Raw genomic sequence first — 20,821 nt, forward strand, 5'->3', positions numbered from 1 at the left:
TCCGGTGAGGCCTCAGCGCTGAAGCAGGTGCGTAAGGCAAAGGTGCCGATTATGTTTATCCACGGCGATGCAGACAATTTTTTTCGTGCCTTTCCACATGAGGAATGAGTTGTATGAGGCTTGTAACAGCCCAAAAGAGAAATTCGTGGTTCATGGAGCGGGGCATGGACTTGCGTATGACAAGGATAAGGCCGGATACATCGGCAAAGTAAGCCAGTTTGTTGCCCGTTATGTACATTAGTTCCGGATCAACCCCCGGAAAGTAGACGCGCCCGATCTCCGCAAGCTGCGGAGATCGGGCGCTTATATGTTCCACATATGGCGGCGTTCCTTGCAACGGGGAACGGCACGTCCATATCTTCTCGTATATTTAATCCCCCGCCGTTTGTGAGCGAAACGGGCGTCGTAATTCCCTGTTATTTCCAGAAGCCGTATGGCGAGAATAATCCTTCCAAAACGACAAAAGCCCTACCTCTCTTTTGTCCTTGCGGCTCCGTGACCGCGCCAGTGTGAATCGGAATGCTATGTTCGAATTTAGTCTCATAAAAAGGAAGAGTCATGCAAGAAAACGTAAGATTTTGTGTCCAAAATGCCGATAATAAATAGAAAGTAACCAATCGGCCTGACATCTTCTTGATGGGGATGTATATACACGAAAACAAATATTATTTTATTATATCACAGAGTATATAGTAATGCAAGTATAACATAAGCAGCAGGGTAAGGCTGGAAATGGGGGGACAGATGAATATATACGGGGTGTTTTTGAAGAAGCAGATCAGAAATTATTTTTTTGGCTCCGTGATTGCCGTGCTGGCGGTGGGAAGCCTGTTGCTGCTCTCTTCGCTGGAGATAAGTGCGGTGGAGTATTCCCGCCTGCTAATCGTATTGCTGCTCTCTTTTTCAATTATGGCAATCACGGAAGTCAGTGTGTTCATGAATCAACTCAAACCGATACGGACTGCAATGAAAGAACGGCGGCCTACGCTGGCCATGCTGGAGGAAGCTTATCTCTACACCCATCGAATGCCCAGAAATGCAGTACAGCGGATTCTAGGCCCGCATCTTCTCGGGTTATCCTTGCCTGCGGCCCTAATGACCTTCTGGATGATTCACACCGGATTAATCAACCTCCCTTATTTCTATCTGCTGCTGGCCATGGTCGGGGCAACTCTGGTGGCGTGTATGCATGCGCTGATCGAATTTTTCCTGACCTGCTCGGCCATTGTTCCGCTAATTAAAGAATTCAGAAACCGGGCTTTGGATATGTATAATGTGGATTTCTCGCTGGAAGGGCATGTATTTGTAGCCATCCGCCCAAAATTTCTGATCAGCTGTATGCTGATCGGGACGTTTCCGCTGTTTCTTTTCATCATGGCAACACATATCCGCATGGACAGCCTCAACAGCAGTTCGCTTGCCGGCTTGCAGAGTTATTGGGCTTGGGCAGGGATGGTGCTGATGGTAGGTACATTATTCTCCTCCATTGCCGCCTGGCTCCTGACCAACAGCGTTCAACACCCGATCAATGAACTATACAAGGCAATGAATAACGTCAAGGACGGGCGCCTCTTGCAGGTGCAGGATGAATATTCCGATGAGTTTTCCAAGCTGGTGGCCGGTTTTAATATGATGGTGCGGGGGCTTCAGGCCCGGGAACAGCAGAACAGACAGCTTCTGGACAGCTACTTCACCACGCTTGCCGTAGCTCTGGATGCGCGTGATTCCTATACTGCGGGACATTCACTGCGGGTGGCGGAGTACTCGGTCATTATTGGACAATTGGCGGGGCTGACGGGCCAAAGGCTCGATGACCTGCGGAAATCAGCTCTGCTGCATGACATCGGCAAAATCGGTGTGCCCGACAATGTCCTGTTTAAAGAGGGAAATCTTACAGATGAGGAATTTGATCAGATTAAGAGCCATCCGGTGCTTGGGGAAAATATTTTGCGGCAGATTGAGCCTGTGGAGAAGATGGCGCCCTACATAAGTGGAGTCCGCTCACATCATGAGCGTTACGACGGCAAAGGTTATCCGGATGGCCTTGTCGGAATGTCCATTCCGCTGCATGGCAGAATCATCGCCGTAGCCGATGCCTACGACGCCATGACATCGGACCGCCCCTACCGGAAAGGGATGGATCATGAACGGGCGCTGGCTATTCTGGAACAGGGCAGAGGGAGCCAGTGGGATCCTGAATTCGCTGGATTATTCCTGGCATACTTCGGGAAGGCGGCAAGTTCAGAAGAAGCGGATGTTCCCGGAAGGGCGGGGTGAAACGGGCAAGCAGGGTGTTGCTTGCTGTTTATCCTAATATTTCTTGCGGAAGCGGATACCATCCAATTTATGGAGGTATCCGCTTCTCGTTGAGTGCCTATTTTGTGAACTGGTCTTTAAAACCGACAATTAACGACTACATTCATTGAAGGATTGAGGGTAGACCGTTATAATTATTAAGTCTGGATTTTAATTAAAAAATAAGGGAGAATTTTATGAAACGCGCAGATGTGCTGCTGGTTTCCATCGTGCTCATTGCCGCTCTCGCTTTTCTTGCACCGAGGTGGTTTTCAGACGATAAAGGCGGCCCGGGGAAAAATCTTGTGGCCAATATAATGGTGGACGGCAAGCTGTTCAAGACGGTTCAGCTTACAGAGGAAGATCAAACGGTAGAAGTCCGTACCGATCGCGGGTATAACCTTTTAAAAGTGCATGATTATGGTATTGAAATGTATGACGCCGACTGTCCCGACAAGGTATGCCTAGGTTTTGGGTTTATTACCTTGCCCAAGCAGACGATCGTCTGTTTGCCGCACAGGGTATTAGTAGAAATTGCAGGCGCGTCGGGAGGAGATGATATAGATGCCTATGTCCAGTAGTGAGTCTTCAACAGCCCTGAAAAGAACGGTGATTGTAGCACTCTTTGCTGCGGTCGCGGTTGTGCTGAGTATTGTGGAAGCCCAGATTCCACTCGCAGGGATGGGGCTGATGCCCGGTGCCAAGCTGGGATTTGCCAACATTATGATTTTGACCTGCATTTATTTTTTGCGCGCACGTGACGCATTTGTACTTGTAATCCTCAAGACCTTGCTTACCGCTTTTTTGCTGGGTACCTTCTCAAGCCTGCTGTTCAGCTTATTTGGCTCTTTGTTCAGCTTTGTAGTCATGTACCTGCTCGTCCGGTTTGGCGGGAAAAGGCTCAGTGTTATTGGGATCAGTATTGCCGGCGGACTGGCCCACAACACAGGGCAGCTGCTCGCCGCTTCCATAGTGTTGAAATCATCGAGCACGTTCTACTACTTTCCGATGCTGCTGATTACCGGAGTGGTGACGGGGATTGTCGTCGGTTTCGCGGTGCGGTATGTGGTAGCCTCGTTATCCAAAATATCGCTGTTTGAAGAGTTCTTGGGCGGAACGGGTCACTAGCTGGGAAGGATGACTAACATGAATGAATTTAACAATGAGCTGGGAGCTGGAGCGGAACCGCCAGTGATCTCACTGGCAGGCGTATCGTTTGGATATAACCCGGAGCACCCGATCCTCCAGAATATTACACTGTCTATCCAGCAGGGGGAATGGGTAAGCATCGTGGGGCCGAACGGCTGCGGCAAGTCAACGCTGGTCAAGCTGCTGAATGCCCTGCTGCCTAAAAGTGCCGGAGAGATCTTCGTCTGCGGCCATAAACTGCAGGAAGAGAATATTGGAACGATCCGTCAGTGCATTGGCATGGTGTTCCAGAACCCGGACAACCAGTTTATCGGGGCAACGGTAGAGGAAGACATCGTATTCGGCCTGGAGGGGCTGTGTTTACCCTACGCGGAGATGGAGGAAAGGCTGAAATCCTATGCCATGAAGCTGGGGATCGGCCATCTGCTGGCCAAACATCCCGGCGAGCTGTCGGGAGGCCAGAAGCAGCGGGTCGCCATTGCCTCCATTCTAGCCATGAAGCCAGGCATCGTCATCTTTGACGAGGCCTCTTCCATGTTGGACGAAGGAAGCCGGAACGAGCTGATGGGCATTCTGCAGGATATGCGCGCGGAAGGGAACTATACCCTGCTCATGATCACACATGATGCCGATGAAATCCTGGCCTCGGATCGTGTACTGGCCCTGCACGGGGGCGGGCTGGCGGCAGATGTAACCCCTGCGGAATTGTTCCGGAATGAAGAGCTTCTGGAGAAGTGCCACCTGCGGGAGCCGTATCCTTGGCTGCTTGCCCGTGAACTGCAGAACCTGGGGATCAAGGTGGATGTTCCCGCCAGTGAAAAGGAGCTTATAGAGACATTATGGCCATACAACTACAACAAGTAAGCTACACCTACGCGGACCGGAGCCTCTGGAGGCAGACAGCGCTGCACGGGATTAATCTTAACATCCCCAGCGGATCGATGGTGGGCATTGCCGGGGCAACCGGCTCGGGAAAATCGACACTTCTGCAGCTGTTCAATGGAATCCTGAAGCCGACGGAGGGGACGGTCAGTGTCCTTGATGTGACTATCCGTGCCGGCGAGAAATCTCCGAAGCTGCTTCCGCTGCGCCGCCGGGTCGGTCTGGTCTTTCAGTTTCCCGAGCAGCAGATGTTTGAGGAGACGGTAGAGAAGGATCTGTGCTTCGGCCCGCTTAACTTTGGCATGAGTCTTGAGGAAGCCAAGGAGCGCACACGCAAGGCGATGACAGACATGGGGCTGGATCTTGGACTGCTGGAGCGCAATCCGTTCCGTCTAAGCGGCGGACAGATGCGCAAGGCGGCCATCGCTTCGGTGCTGGCCATGGACCCGGATATCGTTGTGCTGGATGAACCGACAGCGACACTCGACCCGATCAGCCGGGCGGAGCTGATCGGGCTGCTGGAGCGGCTCTGCCGTGAGCAGGGCCGGACGATTATCATCGTGACGCACCGGATGGATGAGCTGCTTCCCTATGCCGACCGCTGGGTGCTGCTTAAGGAAGGCGAACTGGCTTTTCAGGGCAGCAGCCAGGAGCTTGCTGCCGATTCGGATATTCTGGAACGCTGCGGCCTGACGGTGCCGCAGTCGCTCCGCTACTGGCGGGCGGTTGCCGACCGCTTCGGTCTTGCGGGGGAGAAGCCCCGGTTGACCGCGGGCAGCCTCGCCGAGCTGATTGCTTCGCTGCCTGGAGCAGCGGAAGGCCCGGGCCTTGCAGGAAAGAGGGATAGCTATGAATGATCGGCTGCTGCTCGGGCGCAGCATTGAGACCGGCTCCTGGGTACACAAGCTGGATGCCCGGGCCAAGATCATCGGGATGATCTTATATTTAGTTGTTATTTTACTGTCGCATTCCTGGATGGCGATGGCGCTGCTGGCCGTATTTTCGATAGCGGTCATGTCATCAACCCGAATATCGCTTAAATATTTCGTCAAGGCGGCCAAGCCGCTGCGTTATTTAATGTTGTTTATCTTTGTCGTTCAAGCCCTGACCGTTAAGGAAGGCGATGCGGTTTTCTCTATCGGCTCTTTTTCGCTGCATGAAGGCGGGCTGCGGCTGGCCGCGTTTTCCGTCATCCGCATGTTTTTCCTGATCACCTTCACGGCCTTGCTTACCTTCACTACAAAACCGGCGAAGCTGAACCGGGGTCTGGAGGGCATCCTGACCCCGTTCAAAAAGCTGGGGCTGTCGCCGGAACGCATTACGCTGATGATCAGTATCGCTCTGCGCTTCATTCCGACGATTCTCGACGAATCGCAGATCATCATGAAGGCGCAAGCCTCACGCGGAGCCGACCTGAAGGAGCTGCCGCTTAAGGAAAAAGGGCGGATGCTCGTCTCGCTGCTTGTGCCGGTAATCTCCAGCGCCTTCCGGCGCGCTCAGGATTTGGTCTATTCCATGGAAGCCCGCGGATTCCGCATGGATGCGCCGCGCAGCCGGTATCAACGCCTCAGGTGGGGCTGGGCCGATACTGTTTTTGTCGCTATGTTCATCATCATGGGAGTTGCAGTAGCATTATTGTAATTTTAGGGGGAAACAAAAATGGCACGTTATTTTAATGGTAAGGAAATCGAACTGCTGGCACCGGCGGGAACGTTTGAAATTTTCAAGGAAGTGGTGCAGTCAGGATGTGACGCAGTCTATTTTGGCGGTCCTGTGCTGAACATGAGAATGATGCGTAAAGGCTACAACCTGTCTCATGAGGAGATTATTGAAGCCCTTGCGATCGCCCACAGCCTGGACAAAAAAGTATATATTACGGTAAACAACCTGTTCAGTGAGGACGATGTGGAGGAAGCCAGAGAGTATCTTCGTTTTCTCGACGGAGTTCATCCCGATGCACTGATCGTTCAAGATATGGCTGTGCTGGAGCTGATCCGCGAGATGGAGCTTACGCTTCCGGTTCACGCCTCGGTGATGATGAATGTGCACAATCTGGAGATGGTTTACGCGCTGCGTGATCTTGGGGTAAGCCGGGTGGTGACCTCGCGTGAGATGGATCTGCAGACGGCAAAGCTGCTGGGTCAGCGGAGCGGCATGGAGCTGGAGTATTTCATTCACGGCGATATGTGCTCTGTGCACGGGGCGAACTGCTACTTCAGCTCCCAGGTCTTCGGCATGAGCAGCAACCGGGGCAAATGCATGAAGCCTTGCCGCTGGGATTACCGGATCAAGAAAGACGGCTATGTCTTCCCGGCTGAATATCCGCTGGCTGTCAAAGACATGTTCATGTATGAGCATCTTCCGGAGCTGATTGAGTCAGGCATTACTTCTTTTAAAATTGAGGGCCGGATGCGCGACAAAGAGTTCATGGTGATGCTATCGAACAGCTATGCTGAAGCCATTGACCGTTATATTGAGGATCCAATCGGTTTTGACCGTACCGTAGATACCAAGATGCTGCACCAAAACCGGAAACGTGACTTTTCCACCGCGTATGCTTTTGGCAAGCCGGGACTGGCAAACATCAACCGCCGCTATGAAGGTACAGGCAAATTTTACAGCACTGGCAAGGTATTCAGTACACCTACTGCAGAGCGGGAGCTATCGGCGGACCGGGTAATGCAGCTGCGTGAGCGGCTTGCGGAAGGCAGACGCAGTGAGCAAAGTAAACCGGAGCTTGCAGTACGCGTGAATAATATGGAGCAGGCCCGTCTGGTGCTTGAGCTGGGTGTAGATCATTTATATCTGCCAGGTGATGTATTTGAGCCGGACCGTCCGTTTACGAAGCAGGACATTAAGGAACTTGGCGTATTAAAAGGAAAGACAAAGCTCTACCTCGGGATGCCGCGGATGATGACGGAGCTGCATTTTGATCAATACGATCATCTGCTGAGCGGGGAACGCCTGCCGATTGACGGGCTGCTGATTACGAACCTTGGAGCGATTCGCCGTTTCGCCCAGACGGGATACCCGATGATCGGGGACGCCAATCTGAATGTATACAATCATCTTTCTGCCGGGCTGTATGCCGGACTGGGACTGGCTAAGCTTACGGTTTCACCGGAAATGACGATGGAGCATTTTGCATCCTTTACCTCCCGCTGCGAGTTGCCGCTCGAAGTTGTCGTTCACGGCACACCGGCGCTGATGTACATGGAGCATGATCTGTTCGAGAATACCGAGGTGATGGAGCCGATTGGTGAAGAAGACAACCTGTATGTAAGCAATGAGGTACTGGTGCTGAAGACGGATAAAGGCGAGAATCCGGTGTATCGTGACCAATATGGCCGCTGCCACCTGCTGTTCTCCAAGGAGCTTTGCTATCTGCCTATGGTGGAGGAGATGAAGGGCCTTGGTATTGCCAGCTTGCGGATTGAAGGAGCGACCTATAGGGTGGAAGAGCTGCGCGGTATTATTAAGGCTTATCAGGCAGCAATCAACGGTTCTTTGGAAAAGGAAGAGCTGCTCGGCGGTTTGAAGCCGGTGTACGCAGGTTATACCCTGGGTTCGCTGCAGTTTAATTGATATTTAAATTTTTAAGGGTTTCTGGATAGCAATTTTAACGATAAATGCTAGAGTGATAAGTTATTTTTTTCACAAACTCTTGTACTGATTTATTTTCCATATTAAGAGAGTTATAGAGAAGCAGCAGAAGGAGAGGGACCATAGATGGAACAACAGCAATTCATTGGAAGAGATGGGGTAGCCGCTAAAAGAAAGCAGTATTTCTATCCCTGCACCGCACACTTTTACCGTGATGCCCCGCAATTGGTGCGCGGAAGCATGCAGTTTGTCTATGATGAGAACGGCAAGCAATATACGGACTTTTTCGCCGGGGTATCCGTCGTGGCCTGTGGTCACTGCAACCCGGCGATTACAGCCCGCACGATCAAGCAGCTTCAGCAGCTCCAGCACACGTCCACGGTCTACCTAACACAGCCGGGTGTGGACTTGGCGGAACGGCTCGAACAGCTGCTGCCGGGCAGCTTGCGCCGGACCTTCTTCGTCAACAGCGGCTCAGAGGCCAATGAAGGGGCTTTGCTCCTGGCCCGAATGCATACCGGACGCAAAGGGTTCATTGCCCTGGAAAGCGGGCTGCACGGCCGGACTAATCTCACGATGAGCGTCACCGGCCTCCAAATGTGGAGAACCGACAAATATCTGGATGAGGACGTAACGTTCATTACACGCCCGTATGATCCTGAACTTACGCTGGAAGAGGCCGGGGCGCGGTCGCTCCAGAACCTCGAACATGTGCTGCAGGAGAAAGGCAGCCACATTGCTGCGATGATCGTCGAACCGATTCAGGGCAATGGCGGCATGATTATGCCGGTCTCCTGGTATTTCCGCGAAGTCAAGGCGCTGCTGGACCAATACGGTGTGCTGCTTATTGATGATGAGATTCAGACCGGCTACGGCCGCACCGGAGCCATGTTCGCCATGGAGCATTTCGGTGTGGTTCCGGATATCATCAGCATGGCCAAGGCGCTGGGCAACGGGGTTCCGGTGGCTGCCTTCGCGACTACGGATGAAATTGCCGCCTCGTTGAACCGGCCTTCAGCCTCTACCTTCGGAGGCAATCCTGTTTCGGCGGCTACGGCATTGGCCGTATTGGATTATATTGAGGGCGAGCGGCTGGCGGAGCGGGCGGCAGAGCTTGGAGAGCGGCTGAAGCGCAGTCTGCAGCAGCTGCAGGAGCGTTATCCGGCACTGATCTCCGACGTGCGGGGTACCGGCTTGATGCTAGGGGCGGAGCTGGCTGGCAGCGACGCCGTTCCTGCGGCAGAGCTGACGGACGATGTGCTGGAAGAGATGAAGGACCGTGGCTATTTGATCGGCAAAAACGGTGTGAACCGCAATGTTCTCGCCTTTCAACCGCCGCTGATCGTTACAGCGGAGGATATTGATGGTATGATAAAAGCACTAAATGAAGTGCTGCTTCAAGCCTCACACCCTCACAGGAAATGAAGATAAAGGAAGAATGATATGGTTATATTGAATGCTTTCAAAACCACCGCGCTCAAGCTGAAAATGTTCAGCGAACTGGTTATGTTCTCGCATACGCTCTTTTCGCTGCCGTTTGCGATCATCTCGATGGTGTGGGCTGCCGGGGGATGGCCCTCCGGCCATATGATGCTGTGGGGGCTAATTGCCTTAATCGGGGCACGCAACGGCGCGAACGCCTTTAACCGGCTGGTGGACCGCACCTTTGACAAACAGAACCCGCGCACGGCGCACCGCCATCTGCCGCAGCGGCTGCTCGCGGAGAAGGAAGTCATCCTGTTCATTGTCATCAACTACGCGCTGTTTATAGTCGCTGCCGGGATGCTGAACTTGCTTTGTCTGCTGCTGTCGCCAGTGGCCATTGTCCTGATCTCTACTTACTCCTACACGAAACGCTTTACCTTTCTCAGCCATCTGTACCTGGGCTTCGTCATTGCCTCGGCACCGATCGGCGCCTGGTTCGCTGTGACAGGGAATATTGCTTTTACGCCGTTTGTGATTGGTACAGTCGTGATGCTCTGGATTGCCGGCTTTGACATCATTTACGGCACCCAGGATATCGACTTTGACCGGCGGCACGGGTTGTGGTCGATCCCCAGCTTCTTCGGACTCGAAAATGCACTGCGGATCTCCAAAGGCCTGCATTTCATTATGATCCTGCTGCTGCTGTTCCTCTATCTCTGGCGTGATCTGGGCTGGATGTATCTTGTGGGCATCGGTATTGCCACGCTGCTCCTGATGGCGGAGCATAAGATCATCAAGCCGTCGAACCGGAAGCTGATGAAGGTGGCTTCTTATAATTTGAATCAGGTGATCAGTATGGTGATATTGCTGTGTACGCTGATTGATTATTTTTACGTTAGCTAGGGGTATGGAAGCGGCGGGCGATTAGGAGAGGCTGCGCTCCAGTGAATGTTTGGACTTCCGGCCGCTGTTATGTTTGGATTTCCTAATTTTGTTCCGCTGTCTGCGGTAGAAATCCAAACATAAAGGCGGGCGCTAACGCTCCTCCAGTTCCAAACTTCCCCTCCGCTCCGCGTCCTAATCCGCCTTGGCACCCCGTAAGGCTAACACAAAAAAAACAACATGCCTACCCAGCGGGGGGTGGCAGAAGAGCGCGGAAAGCTTAGGCTGACGCGCTTTTTTTGCGTGGGGAAGGAGGATTCAAAGCAGACAGCTTTCCATTATTCCTGTATCCGGACTAAGGAGACGCTATTCACCTGATCTTAGCTCATTTTCTTTGCACGCGGACTGGAGAGACCTTATTCCCGCAGGAAGCAGCAAAATGGTCTTCGAAAATGCAATATAACTGCACTACGGTCCGATAGAGCACGGATGTTGAGCTAATTCTCGAAATAACGTCGCTGGAGTCCGATTGCTAATCACAGCAGCACTTTGGACAACAAAGAAAAGAAGTTGAATATAGGCGAGTGTCACTGCTAAACACGCTCACGCACGCACGCTCATGTACGCTCAGGTAGACTCACGCACACACATGGACGTTCAACGCTCACGCACGCTCCTGCACGCTCACACACACTCATGCACGCTCATGTAGACTCACGCATGCTCATGGACGTTCAACGCTCACGGACGCCCATGGACCACAGTACGCTCAGCACACACACTGTGCTGCGTTTATTTTTCAGCATAGCAAAAAGGCCAAGGATACTAATCCAGACCCAGTTTGAGTATGTGAGGATGCGAAGAATAGTATGACAGTTGAATACATACAAAAGAGAGCCCGCGCTGTGGGGCTCTCTTTTGTATGTGGAACATAGTATTTAGGGTAATGGCTTACTCCATTCAGCATCCATTGGATCTCTAAGCCGGACTTCAGCGGTCACGTCCCGCGAAGTACTGCAGCAGTGTCTCCAGGTCGGCATTCGCCGGATAGCCGGAAAGTTGCTGCACTATGGCTGAGGCCTGATCCAGGTAATTCTGGCTGACGTCCTCGGTACGGGATAAGGCATCGCTGCGGTTGATCAGCTCCAGTACCCCGGCGACTTCCTTCCCGGATGAGCCGGGGCCGATCCTGCGGATGAGAGGGGCCAGCTCCGGGTCCTGTAGTGCAAAGAGAGTGGGCAGGGTTACCTGACCATTGCGAAGGTCACTTCCGGCCGGTTTGCCAAGCACCTCGGCAGATTGGGTGAAGTCCAAGAGATCATCCTGGATCTGAAACGACATTCCGAGCGCTTCACCGAAGGCATAGAGAAGATTCGCGACTTCTTCAGTGCTTTCAGCGGACAGTGCGCCTACCCTGAGGCAGGTGGCCATCAGCAGCGCTGTTTTGTTACGTGATTTCTCCAGGTACTGTTCAAACGTCAGATCATAATCGTAGGCATGCTCCATTTGCTGGTATTCACCCAGGCATAATTGAGCGGTGGCTACGGAGGATAGATCATGGACGTAGCGGTTTTTGTCACCTGTGTATTTGCTTAAGAGCTCAATGACGCGGGCGGACATATAGTTTCCGATGTGCACAGCGGATAATACACCGGTTTTGGTATGAAGCGCTGCCCCGCCCCGCCGAAGCTCTGCATCGTCAATGATATCATCATGAATTAAAGAGGCCGCGTGAATAAACTCAGCAGCAGCGGATAATTGCAGCGCTCTGCGGCCTGGGGACTTGCGTCCGAAACGGCTGCCCACAATGACCATCAGCGGACGCAGGCGTTTTCCGCCTGAGCCGATCAGCTCAAGAATACTTTGGGCCAGCTGTGACTTTTTCGGCACATCCCGGTCACGGACTACAAGGTTTTCAATTTCGCGGTTAATTTCATTAATGTCTATATTCAAGGCTTCATGCAGCTTCATAGTAAGATTCCCACCTGTCAAATGGCTTTGCTTGTGCGGTTCTGCTGCCTTTGCTCTTGGAGAAGGAATTCTTCAATTCCTGCAACCGGATTTTGATCCGTGAAGTCTCCATTTGCACGCCGTATCTGCATTTTTTTGATCGAGGGAGCCAAATATGCAACCAGATCCAGCTCGCGGCATTTCACCGCAAACTGAAGGTAGAAGCTGTATAAGTAGTCTCCATCCAAAATGTTGCGGGTCAGGCCGGGATGATGTGGGACACAATCCATATGGCGCCCTGCCGCCATGGTAAGAATCGTGTAAATACCTAGCAAATGGACTTTGCGGTTATATTCCAGATCATGGCGTTCCAGTACCGGGAGCAGCTGCTCACATTCTGCCGGAGAGAGATGCAACTGAATTCCGGCAATCGGTGACATTTCAGTCTGTAATAGCCGGAAGGTATCTTCAATGAGTTGTTTGTTCACCATATTCTCTCCTTCTTGTCGGTTTTGCCGGAAGAAACCATAGCCTTGATTATCCCTACAAAACCATTGTTTAAAACAAAGACAGGCATTTGCTTGAATCATTGCCTGCCTGCTTGCTGGAAGATCAAATACAAATTAGGACGTGAAAGATACTTTCACCTGTGTAAATAAGGAGAGTAATGTGTCCTAGGGACACATTACTCTTATGAACATCATATTCAACTGCAGCGGTATTTCATTCCTGCCTAACGTCAGTCGGTATACAGATACCATCGCCGGACGAGCGGTATCCTTTTCCACTGCTTTTTGAGCCAAGGAAGAACGTAGTAATCCAGACCGAAGATGCTGCCGGATCCGCCGATTGTGGCGATTGCCGCACCAACATACCAGAGCATTTCCGTCGACGCCATCTTCGTAGACCAGATCATGACGGCCATACCGATGGTAGCGATCGAAGCAATTGCTGTGAACAGACCTACGATAAGCATAATACCAAAGACGATTTCGGCACAAACCATACCGATTTGGAACCATTTAGCCAGGAACGTATAAGTTCCGTCATTGTTGTAGAACATTAGATCCATGAACCAGTTCGTAATATCATATACGAAGCCTGGAACCGGCAAAGCTTCAACCGCTTCTTTGGCTGTCGTAACTGCAGAAGCAGCCGACTGTGCATCCACTGTATCTTTTACAGCATCTACGGCAACGCTGGCCGATGATGCGGCATCTGTAGCGAACGGTGCTGCAGGGATCAGGAAAATCTTATCCGGATCTTCCCATATCTTCTTCAGCTTGTCGATACCTTCATACAGCCACATACCCCCGAGAAGCATGCGGAGCGGAACGAGCCAGAAGTTCGGCGAACGTTTGGAGAAGTGGCCTCCGAGGAAGCTCTTGCGGTTTTCCACATGGAAGAACTCATGCATCATATAAGTCCAGACTTTGTTGAAACCAACAACCTGGGACAGGTAGAACATATTGATAAAGTGTTTGGAGAGCATAGCCATAAAGCCGGTAAGCATAAACAGCTTGCCTGGGAGGCCGACGTTGGCCACACCGTAGCGGCTGCCTATGGAAACCATTGTACCGTGGAAACCTGGTTTGTAAGCCTTCTTGGCAGTTCCTTTGATGTCGGCGGTAATGTTGCCGGCAATGACTGGAGCTGCTTGTTCGGCGTTCTCAACCATTTGCGGTACAGGACGTGTTTCGCCTTCAGGGATGAAGAAGATGTTATCCCCTACAACGTATACGTTCTTGTGGTCTACACTTTCAAGGTTTTCGTTCGTTACAATCCGCTTGCGTCCTTGTTGCTGAACTTCAAGGTTGCCAACGATTTCCGAGCCTTCAACACCGGCTGTCCAGACGATGGTCTGTGCATCCACGATGTTTTTCTCACCGAGAGCCACACTGCCCTTGCCTACCTCGGTGATCTTGGCGCCTGTAACGATTTCTACATTCATCTTGCGAAGGCGGGCTTCTGCTTTCTGGATCAGCTTATCCGGCAGGATAGGCAGAATCTTAGGAGCCATATCGGCTACAATCAGCCGCACTTCAGATGGGTCGATGTAGAACTCTTTGCACAATTCTTCGCGTTGTTCGGCCATTTCCCCAACCAGCTCGACACCCGTAAAGCCGGCGCCGATAATAACGAAGGTCAGCATGGAACGGCGTACAGCCGCATTTTTTTCTTGAGCCGCTTTGGTATACATGTCGCGGATTTGACGTTTGAGCGCAACCGCGTCGTCATAGGACCAGAAGGAGAAGGTATTCTCTTCAGCTCCCGGTATCCCGAAGAAAGTAGGTTTGCTGCCTGTGCCGATTACCAGGTAATCATAAGCATAGGTAGCTTTGTCGGATTTAAGCTTCTTGTTCTTGAAATCAATGTTGCTGATCTCATCAAGAACTACATCTACTTTAAGACCTGCAAAGATTTTCTTCAGATCAATCTTAATTGAATCCTCGGGCGCGCGGTTCGCTGAAACCTCATGCAGCTCAGTCAATAGAGTGTGATAGGGATTCCGGTCGATCAGTTTGATTTCTACATCTTTGTCGTTCTTAAATTTCTTTGCCAGTTTCTTAGCCGTGAGTACGCCGCCGTAGCCGCCGCCCAAAATGACTATTTTCTTCAAGAGAAACTCACCTCATTCGTCTGATTAGCTGCAAGAGGAGTGCGAATTATTATTTCGCGCCTTCGAGTGCTTTTTCTGCCAGTGTAAAGTATTCACCTACGTGGATAGATACGCCGGAAATGGCATCTGTTTTGCCTTCGGCATCCAAAGTAGGAGCAGCACCTTTGTTTTCAAGGAAATACTTTTCAGCCAATGCGATTTCTTCATGCCATTCAGCAGAAGCCCCGCCGGCTTTCATGCCGTATTTGCCGTCTACAGAGAATTGTTTCTTATCGTCGCCAGCAGCATTCAAACCGCTGAATTTAACAGCAACAACATTTCCGTTTGCAACAGTCAGGTCAACTGTGGATTTCCAGCCGGATTCTTTATCCATTTCGCCTTCTGCATGATATCCGCCATCTTTGTAAGCACCAGCTTCGGCAGGACCGGCAGCAAGTGCAGCTTGAGCAGCAGCGACAAAGTCATTTACATGTACGGATACACCGGAGATTGCATCTGTATGTCCTTCAGCATCAACAGTGATTGCTGCTGGATCTTGTTTTTCGATCAGGTAAGCCTCGGCTTTAGCTGCTTGCTCATGCCATTCGGATTGAGCCCCGCCCTTTTCAACCAAACCGTATTTACCATCTTCAGAAACTTTTTTCTTCAGATCGCCTGCGTTTTTAACGTTAAAAGCATTCCAATCAGCTTTGGTGATTTTTCCGCCTTCTACAGTCAGCAGGGCGTAGGTTTGCCAGCCGGTTTCTGCATCAGCTTCAATAGTTCCGAAGTAAGTACCGTCCTTGTATTTTCCAGTCTCTGTTCCAGCAGTGTTGCTGCCGGAGTTGGTAGCTGGTGCAGTAGATTCTACAGGAGCATTTGTTGGTGCAGCGTTGTTAGCATCATTGTTGTTGCCACAACCCGCGAGCAGAGTACCGAGTACAAGAGCGCTCGACAAGATTACAGAAGCTTTTTTCATTTGATATGACCTCCAAAAATAGTTTAAAATATATATATTAAAATGTAAAACATTTTAATAGTCGTTGGAAGTGACAAAAATCACTTTATAAATGACATATGTCACGTGTACCCAAGGCTTTAGACCCTAGTTGTAGCATTACCTTGACATATATCGGTCAGCATTAGAAAAAAATTTAGACATCTTGTTTCTACTTCGATGGCATTTTAGCACAAGGGAAGAAAATATCATGTGAAAATAATCACTTAATGAACAAAAAATTAATTTACATTTGGATTATATCAATTTTTAAAATATATTGATACCCATTTTAAAAGACTATTATGTGACAAAATACGACTTCATTCCGCAGACTGTCCAGATTCATCTCCGGGGAGCACGGTTAAGTATTTACTAGACATGAGCTTCTAAACGATACCTAAATAAGGATAAGGAGATGACATGTAATGGATAACAATGTGGTTAAAGGAAAGTGGCTGCAGCTTAAAGGTGAAGCCAAAAAGCAGTGGGGCAAGCTTACTGACGATGATCTTGACGTAATTGACGGCGAGAAGGATAAACTGGTCGGTAAATTGCAGGAACGTTACGGACATACCAAGGATGCTGCAGAGGCGGAATATAACACCTGGGAGAAGTCGTTCCGCAGCTAGCGGACAATCAGGCCTCGTGACAGGGTAATCCCATATTCATGAACAGGCGGTGTCTTATGGACGATTCAGGATGCAGAGATGTGGACACAAGCCGAATATGACCTGGAAGAGCCTACTATAGAGCTGGAAGAGAGCTGAAAGACAGGAGCGCAAATCGCATTTGATTTGCGCTCCTGTTCATTTGCGCTCTTCTTTAATTGTAAGAAACTAGCTTCGCGCATTGTCCGGATATACAGCAATAAAGCTGTAGTTTCATGAATTCAATTCGCCACTGTGATAGTATAGATAAGGATGTTTGCTATTACATAAATGATGTAGGAGTGAAGCTATGGAGTATTTGAAGATATTTTTTATAAACACAGCCCTTCTCATAACATTGGCTTATCTGGCGAATTTAATATATAAACACACAATTACATATGCTCCGGAACGGGTTAAAAAGGTTAGTTGGGTGCTGCTCGCTATCTTTGCCGGCTGGATCAGCTCCTTCTTCGGGTACAGACTGGAAGAGCACGTTATCTTTGATTTGCGGTTTGTGCCGCTCATTATTTCTACTCTGGCTTACCCGCATCCCTTCATCCTTATTATTATTGGTGTAGGAACCGGGCTCACGAGGTTAACCTTCGGCATTAATGAAGCAGCAGTGGTAGGAGTGCTGAATTTATCTATCCTGGGTTTCGTCTGCGCGGGCCTGAGCTTCTGGATACGGCGTACCACCGCTTCCATGATGAACAAAGGGCTAGTCACTATTATCGTAGTTAACCTAATGAACGTAATCAATATCACCATTTTTGGAGTTATACCTGCCCGGGAATACATAACGGATATTATGCCGGTTACGTTGCCCGCCGGGCTGGGTCTAAGCATACTGTTCGCGCTGATTATCCGTGACTTCCAATTAGAGCTGCTGCGTAACGGACAGGTTGTCAGAGCGAATGAGCTGCTCTCTGCCCAGACGGAGGAGCTGCATAAGAATAAGATCGTATTGGAGAAGAGAGCTGAGCAGCTGATGATGGCCTCCCAGTACAAGTCGGAGTTTCTGGCTAATATGTCGCATGAGCTTAGAACACCGCTGAACAGTATCATTAATCTATCACAATTAATAGAAGAAAATGAGGCATCGCTGACTCCGGAGGAAATGGCCGAATATGCCGGGATCATTCACCGTTCGGGGGAGGATTTGCTGACGCTGATCAATGATATTCTGGACATGTCGAAGGTAGAAGCAGGCAAGCTTGATATTCTTAAGGAAGATTTGAATGTCAGTGAAATCCCTGAACTGCTGGCTGTGCAGTTCAGTGTATCAGCCAGACAAAAGGGGCTGGAGTTCAACATCGAACTGCATGATGACGTGCCGCTGGTCATTCATTCAGACCCCCAGCGGGTGCAGCAGATTCTCCGTAACCTGCTCTCTAATGCCATTAAGTTCACAGTGTCGGGGCATGTCTCCTTAACCATCCGCACACTGGAGCGTAAGGAGGGGGCGCTCGAGCGGCGCTGGATTGTTTTTGACGTGGAAGACAGCGGCATCGGAATAGCCGCAGAGAAGCATGATATCATCTTTGAAGCCTTTCAACAGGCGGATCAGACTATTGGAAGGAAATATGGCGGAACAGGGCTGGGACTGTCCATCAGCAATGATCTGGCCAGACTGCTTGGCGGATTCATCACTTTACAGAGCCAGGAGGATCAGGGCAGTCAATTCTCCCTTTATTTGCCCTTGTAAGGCTCCGCGCTGCGGTGGAGTTCTGCTCCAATTTAATTTGTGATTTTGGTGTATTGACAGGACGATGATGCGGAGTAGAATGAAGCAAACGCCGCATCTAAGGAGTGTTAATACCCCCATGAACATCATGAGAAACAGGCTGCCCGGCATTCGCCCAAAGCGTATCCGTAAAGCCTCGGTACAACGCAAGAATCTGCAGATCGCTACATTCGAGGGGATACCGTCTACTATCTTCCAGGTGCTGCTGCAAGGTCAGTTTCTGACCGGCTTTCTATTATATTTAGGAGCCACCTCCAGCCAGATTGGTTTTGTACTGGCGCTTACTACCCTGGTCAATGTTGCGCAAATAGGCGTAGCCTTTCTGATCCAGAAGCTGCCAAGCCGCAAGTGGGCTATGGTAACTTTTATCGGCTTGCACAGATTGCTGTGGGGTTCAACCGGACTTGTACCGTTCATCTTTCCTAAAGAGCATTGGGTTATTGCATTTATAGTGTTATATACAATCGCTTTCCTTGCTAACACGGCGGGTGGTGTGCTGTGGAGCTCAGTCATCAGCGATCTCGTCCCTGCCCGTGTGAGAGGCCGGTATTTTGGCATCCGCAACACCTTCCTGAACGCTTTGGGGAGCCTTGTGATGTATGGCGGCGGGATTGTTCTTGACCGGTATCCCGGCGGGCATGGCTTCCTTATTTTATATATCGTGGTATGGATATTCTCTATTTCGAACATCATCGTCTTCTTCTTCTATCCGGATGTGCCTTTTGAGAAATCAGAGGAGAAGGACTTTCTGCCGATGTTCAGGAAACCGCTACATGATACGCTGTTTATGAAATCAACCTTATTTCTGTCCGCCTGGCTGCTGCTGCAGAACCTTACGGTTCCGCTTTATTCCTATGTGATGCTGCAGCTTCTCCATATCAATTATGAGACCTTGTCGCTGCTGAACGTGTCGCAGACCCTCTTTATGATGGCCAGCTTCTACGTGTGGGGCAATTTGAATGCAAAATACAGCAATAAGCGCCTGCTGCTCTGGACACTGCCGATTATCGCGACATCCTCGCTGCTGTGGGGTATGCTCTCCGTGCTCCCGATGCTGCCGGTTCTGTTTGCGGCCCATATCGTATTCGGCATGGGGGTAGGCGGCTTCAACCAGCTGGCCTTTAACTTCATTATCGGGGATACGCCGAAAAAGGAACGGCCAATGTATATGGCAATGTATGCGGCGCTTACAGGTCTGGCTGCTTTTTTCGGGCCGCTGATCGGGGGCAGAATTTACGAATGGATCGCTGAATGGCCCCGCTGGACGCAGGTCTATGGCATGCAGCTGGTTGTCGGGGTGCTGATGATCGCCCTGGCGCTGCTGCTGGGACGCCGTATTCTCAGAGATGAATAGACTTATCATATAAACATTTGCAGTGCCACAGCAAAGGAGGGATTACGTGACTAGAATAGCCGTAGTGCTGGGAGCGACCGGTTTGGTAGGCAAGGCAGTTACCGGGGAACTGCTAACCGGGGATTGGGATGAGGTCCGGGTGCTGGTCCGCCGTCCGCTGGAACTGCAGCATCCCAAGCTGAAGCAAACCAGTATTGACTGGGAAAAGCTTGGGCAATATAAGGAACAATTCAGCGGGGCCTATGCTGTCTTCTGCTGCCTGGGCACCACGATTAAAAAGGCAGGCTCACAGGAGCAATTTGAACGTGTGGATTTGCAGTATCCGCTTGCGGCCGCTGCAATTGCCAAAGAATGTGGTGTGAGGCAGTTTCTGGCGGTTTCCTCCATGGGGGCCAGCGCCAAATCTCGCAATTTCTACAGCCGTACCAAGGGCCGGACGGAAGAGGGGTTAATCGCCGCCGGGTTTCATGGCCTGCACCTGTTCAGGCCCTCATTGCTGCTGGGAGAACGTCAGGAATTCAGGCTGGGAGAACGTGCTGCTGCCGTGGTGATGAAGGCACTTGATTTTGCAATGGTCGGCAAAGCAGCGAAGTACCGGGCTATCCCCGGTGCCAAAGTGGCGAAAGCAATGGTGAATATTGCACTTGCCAACACAGGCGGCGTACATGTTTATCCCAATGATGTGATACATGTTATTGGTCGCCGCTAGAAGGGAAGTTTGCATTAAACAGAGTGCAGCACGTACAATGGGACATAAATTCATATGTACATCATGACATTAATGTCGTGTACCCACAGGAGGAGCATATCATGAGTAAAAAACAGGTTGCTACAACCAAAGCCCCAGGAGCCATCGGGCCATATAGTCAGGCGATTGTAGCCGGAAACTGGGTATACACTTCAGGACAGCTGGGTCTGAATCCGGAAACTGGAGAACTTGCGGAAAGTGTACAGGAGCAGGCACGCCAGTCGCTAAGCAACGTGCAGGCCATTTTGGAAGAGGCCGGCGCATCGCTGGATCATGTTGTGAAGACGACCGTGTATCTCAAGGATATGAATGACTTTGCAGCTGTGAATGAAGTGTACAGCAGTTTCTTTACAGAACCTTATCCTGCCCGCAGTGCGGTTGAAGTTGCACGACTGCCGAAGGATGGTCTTGTGGAGATCGAAGCGGTAGCGCGCAAAAAATAATGGGCCTTATAGTTGTTAATTACGATAGCTGACTGAACGAAATCAAATGAATTCAAAAACCCGTTGCCGGTACAAGCAGGCAACGGGTTTTTTTTGA

General features: G+C 50.7%; 18 protein-coding genes and 1 pseudogene. 15 read left to right on the top strand and 4 right to left on the bottom strand.

The window, feature by feature from the left end:
* Nucleotides 1-6: 6 nt before the first annotated feature.
* From NSS79_RS02570 to NSS79_RS02615, 10 genes and pseudogenes are all read left to right on the top strand, one after another.
* Nucleotides 7-241: pseudogene (locus NSS79_RS02570) on the top strand (alpha/beta hydrolase); the annotation flags it as partial.
* Between the two features lie 503 nt (nucleotides 242-744).
* Nucleotides 745-2,277: an HD domain-containing phosphohydrolase gene (locus tag NSS79_RS02575; protein WP_342438166.1), complete on the top strand. Its 1,533-nt coding sequence runs from the start codon at nucleotides 745-747 to the stop codon at nucleotides 2,275-2,277.
* Between the two features lie 215 nt (nucleotides 2,278-2,492).
* The gene (locus NSS79_RS02580; RefSeq protein ID WP_342438167.1) at nucleotides 2,493-2,876 is read left to right on the top strand and encodes a NusG domain II-containing protein; all 384 of its coding nucleotides are present in this window, start codon (nucleotides 2,493-2,495) and stop codon (nucleotides 2,874-2,876) included.
* The gene (locus NSS79_RS02585; RefSeq protein WP_076113706.1) at nucleotides 2,860-3,423 is read left to right on the top strand and encodes a Gx transporter family protein; all 564 of its coding nucleotides are present in this window, start codon (nucleotides 2,860-2,862) and stop codon (nucleotides 3,421-3,423) included. Before NSS79_RS02580 ends, NSS79_RS02585 begins: the two co-directional genes overlap by 17 nt.
* An 18-nt stretch (nucleotides 3,424-3,441) precedes the next feature.
* Nucleotides 3,442-4,308: an ATP-binding cassette domain-containing protein gene (locus NSS79_RS02590; RefSeq protein WP_342438168.1), complete on the top strand. Its 867-nt coding sequence runs from the start codon at nucleotides 3,442-3,444 to the stop codon at nucleotides 4,306-4,308.
* Nucleotides 4,284-5,183, top strand: a complete 900-nt coding sequence (locus NSS79_RS02595; RefSeq protein ID WP_341377159.1) for an energy-coupling factor transporter ATPase — start codon at nucleotides 4,284-4,286, stop codon at nucleotides 5,181-5,183. Before NSS79_RS02590 ends, NSS79_RS02595 begins: the two co-directional genes overlap by 25 nt.
* Complete coding sequence (locus NSS79_RS02600) at nucleotides 5,176-5,967, top strand: energy-coupling factor transporter transmembrane component T (protein WP_342438169.1); 792 nt, start codon at nucleotides 5,176-5,178, stop codon at nucleotides 5,965-5,967. Before NSS79_RS02595 ends, NSS79_RS02600 begins: the two co-directional genes overlap by 8 nt.
* A gap of 18 nt (nucleotides 5,968-5,985) precedes the next feature.
* Nucleotides 5,986-7,911 (top strand): U32 family peptidase, encoded by a 1,926-nt coding sequence (locus NSS79_RS02605; RefSeq protein ID WP_342438170.1) that lies wholly within the window; start codon nucleotides 5,986-5,988, stop codon nucleotides 7,909-7,911.
* Between the two features lie 144 nt (nucleotides 7,912-8,055).
* Nucleotides 8,056-9,354: an aspartate aminotransferase family protein gene (locus tag NSS79_RS02610; RefSeq protein ID WP_342438171.1), complete on the top strand. Its 1,299-nt coding sequence runs from the start codon at nucleotides 8,056-8,058 to the stop codon at nucleotides 9,352-9,354.
* A gap of 18 nt (nucleotides 9,355-9,372) precedes the next feature.
* Nucleotides 9,373-10,257 (top strand): UbiA-like polyprenyltransferase, encoded by an 885-nt coding sequence (locus NSS79_RS02615; RefSeq protein WP_038585336.1) that lies wholly within the window; start codon nucleotides 9,373-9,375, stop codon nucleotides 10,255-10,257.
* Nucleotides 10,258-11,226: 969 nt separating this feature from the next.
* On the opposite strand, the gene NSS79_RS02620 is transcribed toward NSS79_RS02615, so the two are convergent.
* The 4 genes from NSS79_RS02620 to NSS79_RS02635 form a co-directional block, all read right to left on the bottom strand.
* A complete protein-coding gene (locus tag NSS79_RS02620) occupies nucleotides 11,227-12,207 on the bottom strand; it encodes a polyprenyl synthetase family protein (RefSeq protein WP_342438172.1) in 981 nt (326 codons plus the stop codon).
* A 17-nt stretch (nucleotides 12,208-12,224) separates the two neighbouring features.
* Nucleotides 12,225-12,677, bottom strand: a complete 453-nt coding sequence (locus NSS79_RS02625) for a hypothetical protein (RefSeq protein WP_342438173.1) — start codon at nucleotides 12,675-12,677, stop codon at nucleotides 12,225-12,227.
* Nucleotides 12,678-12,925: 248 nt separating this feature from the next.
* The gene (locus tag NSS79_RS02630) at nucleotides 12,926-14,806 is read right to left on the bottom strand and encodes an FAD-dependent oxidoreductase (RefSeq protein WP_342438174.1); all 1,881 of its coding nucleotides are present in this window, start codon (nucleotides 14,804-14,806) and stop codon (nucleotides 12,926-12,928) included.
* Between the two features lie 49 nt (nucleotides 14,807-14,855).
* Entirely contained in the window at nucleotides 14,856-15,764 is a 909-nt protein-coding gene (locus NSS79_RS02635) for an FMN-binding protein (protein WP_342438175.1), read from the bottom strand.
* 446 nt (nucleotides 15,765-16,210) lie between these two features.
* On the opposite strand from NSS79_RS02635, the gene NSS79_RS02640 reads away from it, so the two are divergent.
* From NSS79_RS02640 to NSS79_RS02660, 5 genes are all read left to right on the top strand, one after another.
* The gene (locus NSS79_RS02640; RefSeq protein WP_342438176.1) at nucleotides 16,211-16,414 is read left to right on the top strand and encodes a CsbD family protein; all 204 of its coding nucleotides are present in this window, start codon (nucleotides 16,211-16,213) and stop codon (nucleotides 16,412-16,414) included.
* A gap of 328 nt (nucleotides 16,415-16,742) precedes the next feature.
* Nucleotides 16,743-18,140, top strand: a complete 1,398-nt coding sequence (locus NSS79_RS02645; protein ID WP_342438177.1) for an ATP-binding protein — start codon at nucleotides 16,743-16,745, stop codon at nucleotides 18,138-18,140.
* Between the two features lie 118 nt (nucleotides 18,141-18,258).
* Nucleotides 18,259-19,533, top strand: a complete 1,275-nt coding sequence (locus tag NSS79_RS02650) for an MFS transporter (RefSeq protein ID WP_342438178.1) — start codon at nucleotides 18,259-18,261, stop codon at nucleotides 19,531-19,533.
* A gap of 46 nt (nucleotides 19,534-19,579) precedes the next feature.
* The gene (locus NSS79_RS02655; protein WP_342438179.1) at nucleotides 19,580-20,242 is read left to right on the top strand and encodes an oxidoreductase; all 663 of its coding nucleotides are present in this window, start codon (nucleotides 19,580-19,582) and stop codon (nucleotides 20,240-20,242) included.
* Nucleotides 20,243-20,343: 101 nt separating this feature from the next.
* Nucleotides 20,344-20,724 carry a RidA family protein gene (locus tag NSS79_RS02660; protein ID WP_076113717.1) on the top strand — a complete coding sequence of 127 codons (381 nt, stop codon included), beginning with the start codon at nucleotides 20,344-20,346 and terminating at the stop codon, nucleotides 20,722-20,724.
* Nucleotides 20,725-20,821: the final 97 nt, after the last annotated feature.

Origin of the sequence: Paenibacillus sp. FSL L8-0436 (assembly GCF_038593025.1) — a bacterium.
Taxonomy (GTDB): domain Bacteria; phylum Bacillota; class Bacilli; order Paenibacillales; family Paenibacillaceae; genus Paenibacillus_AQ.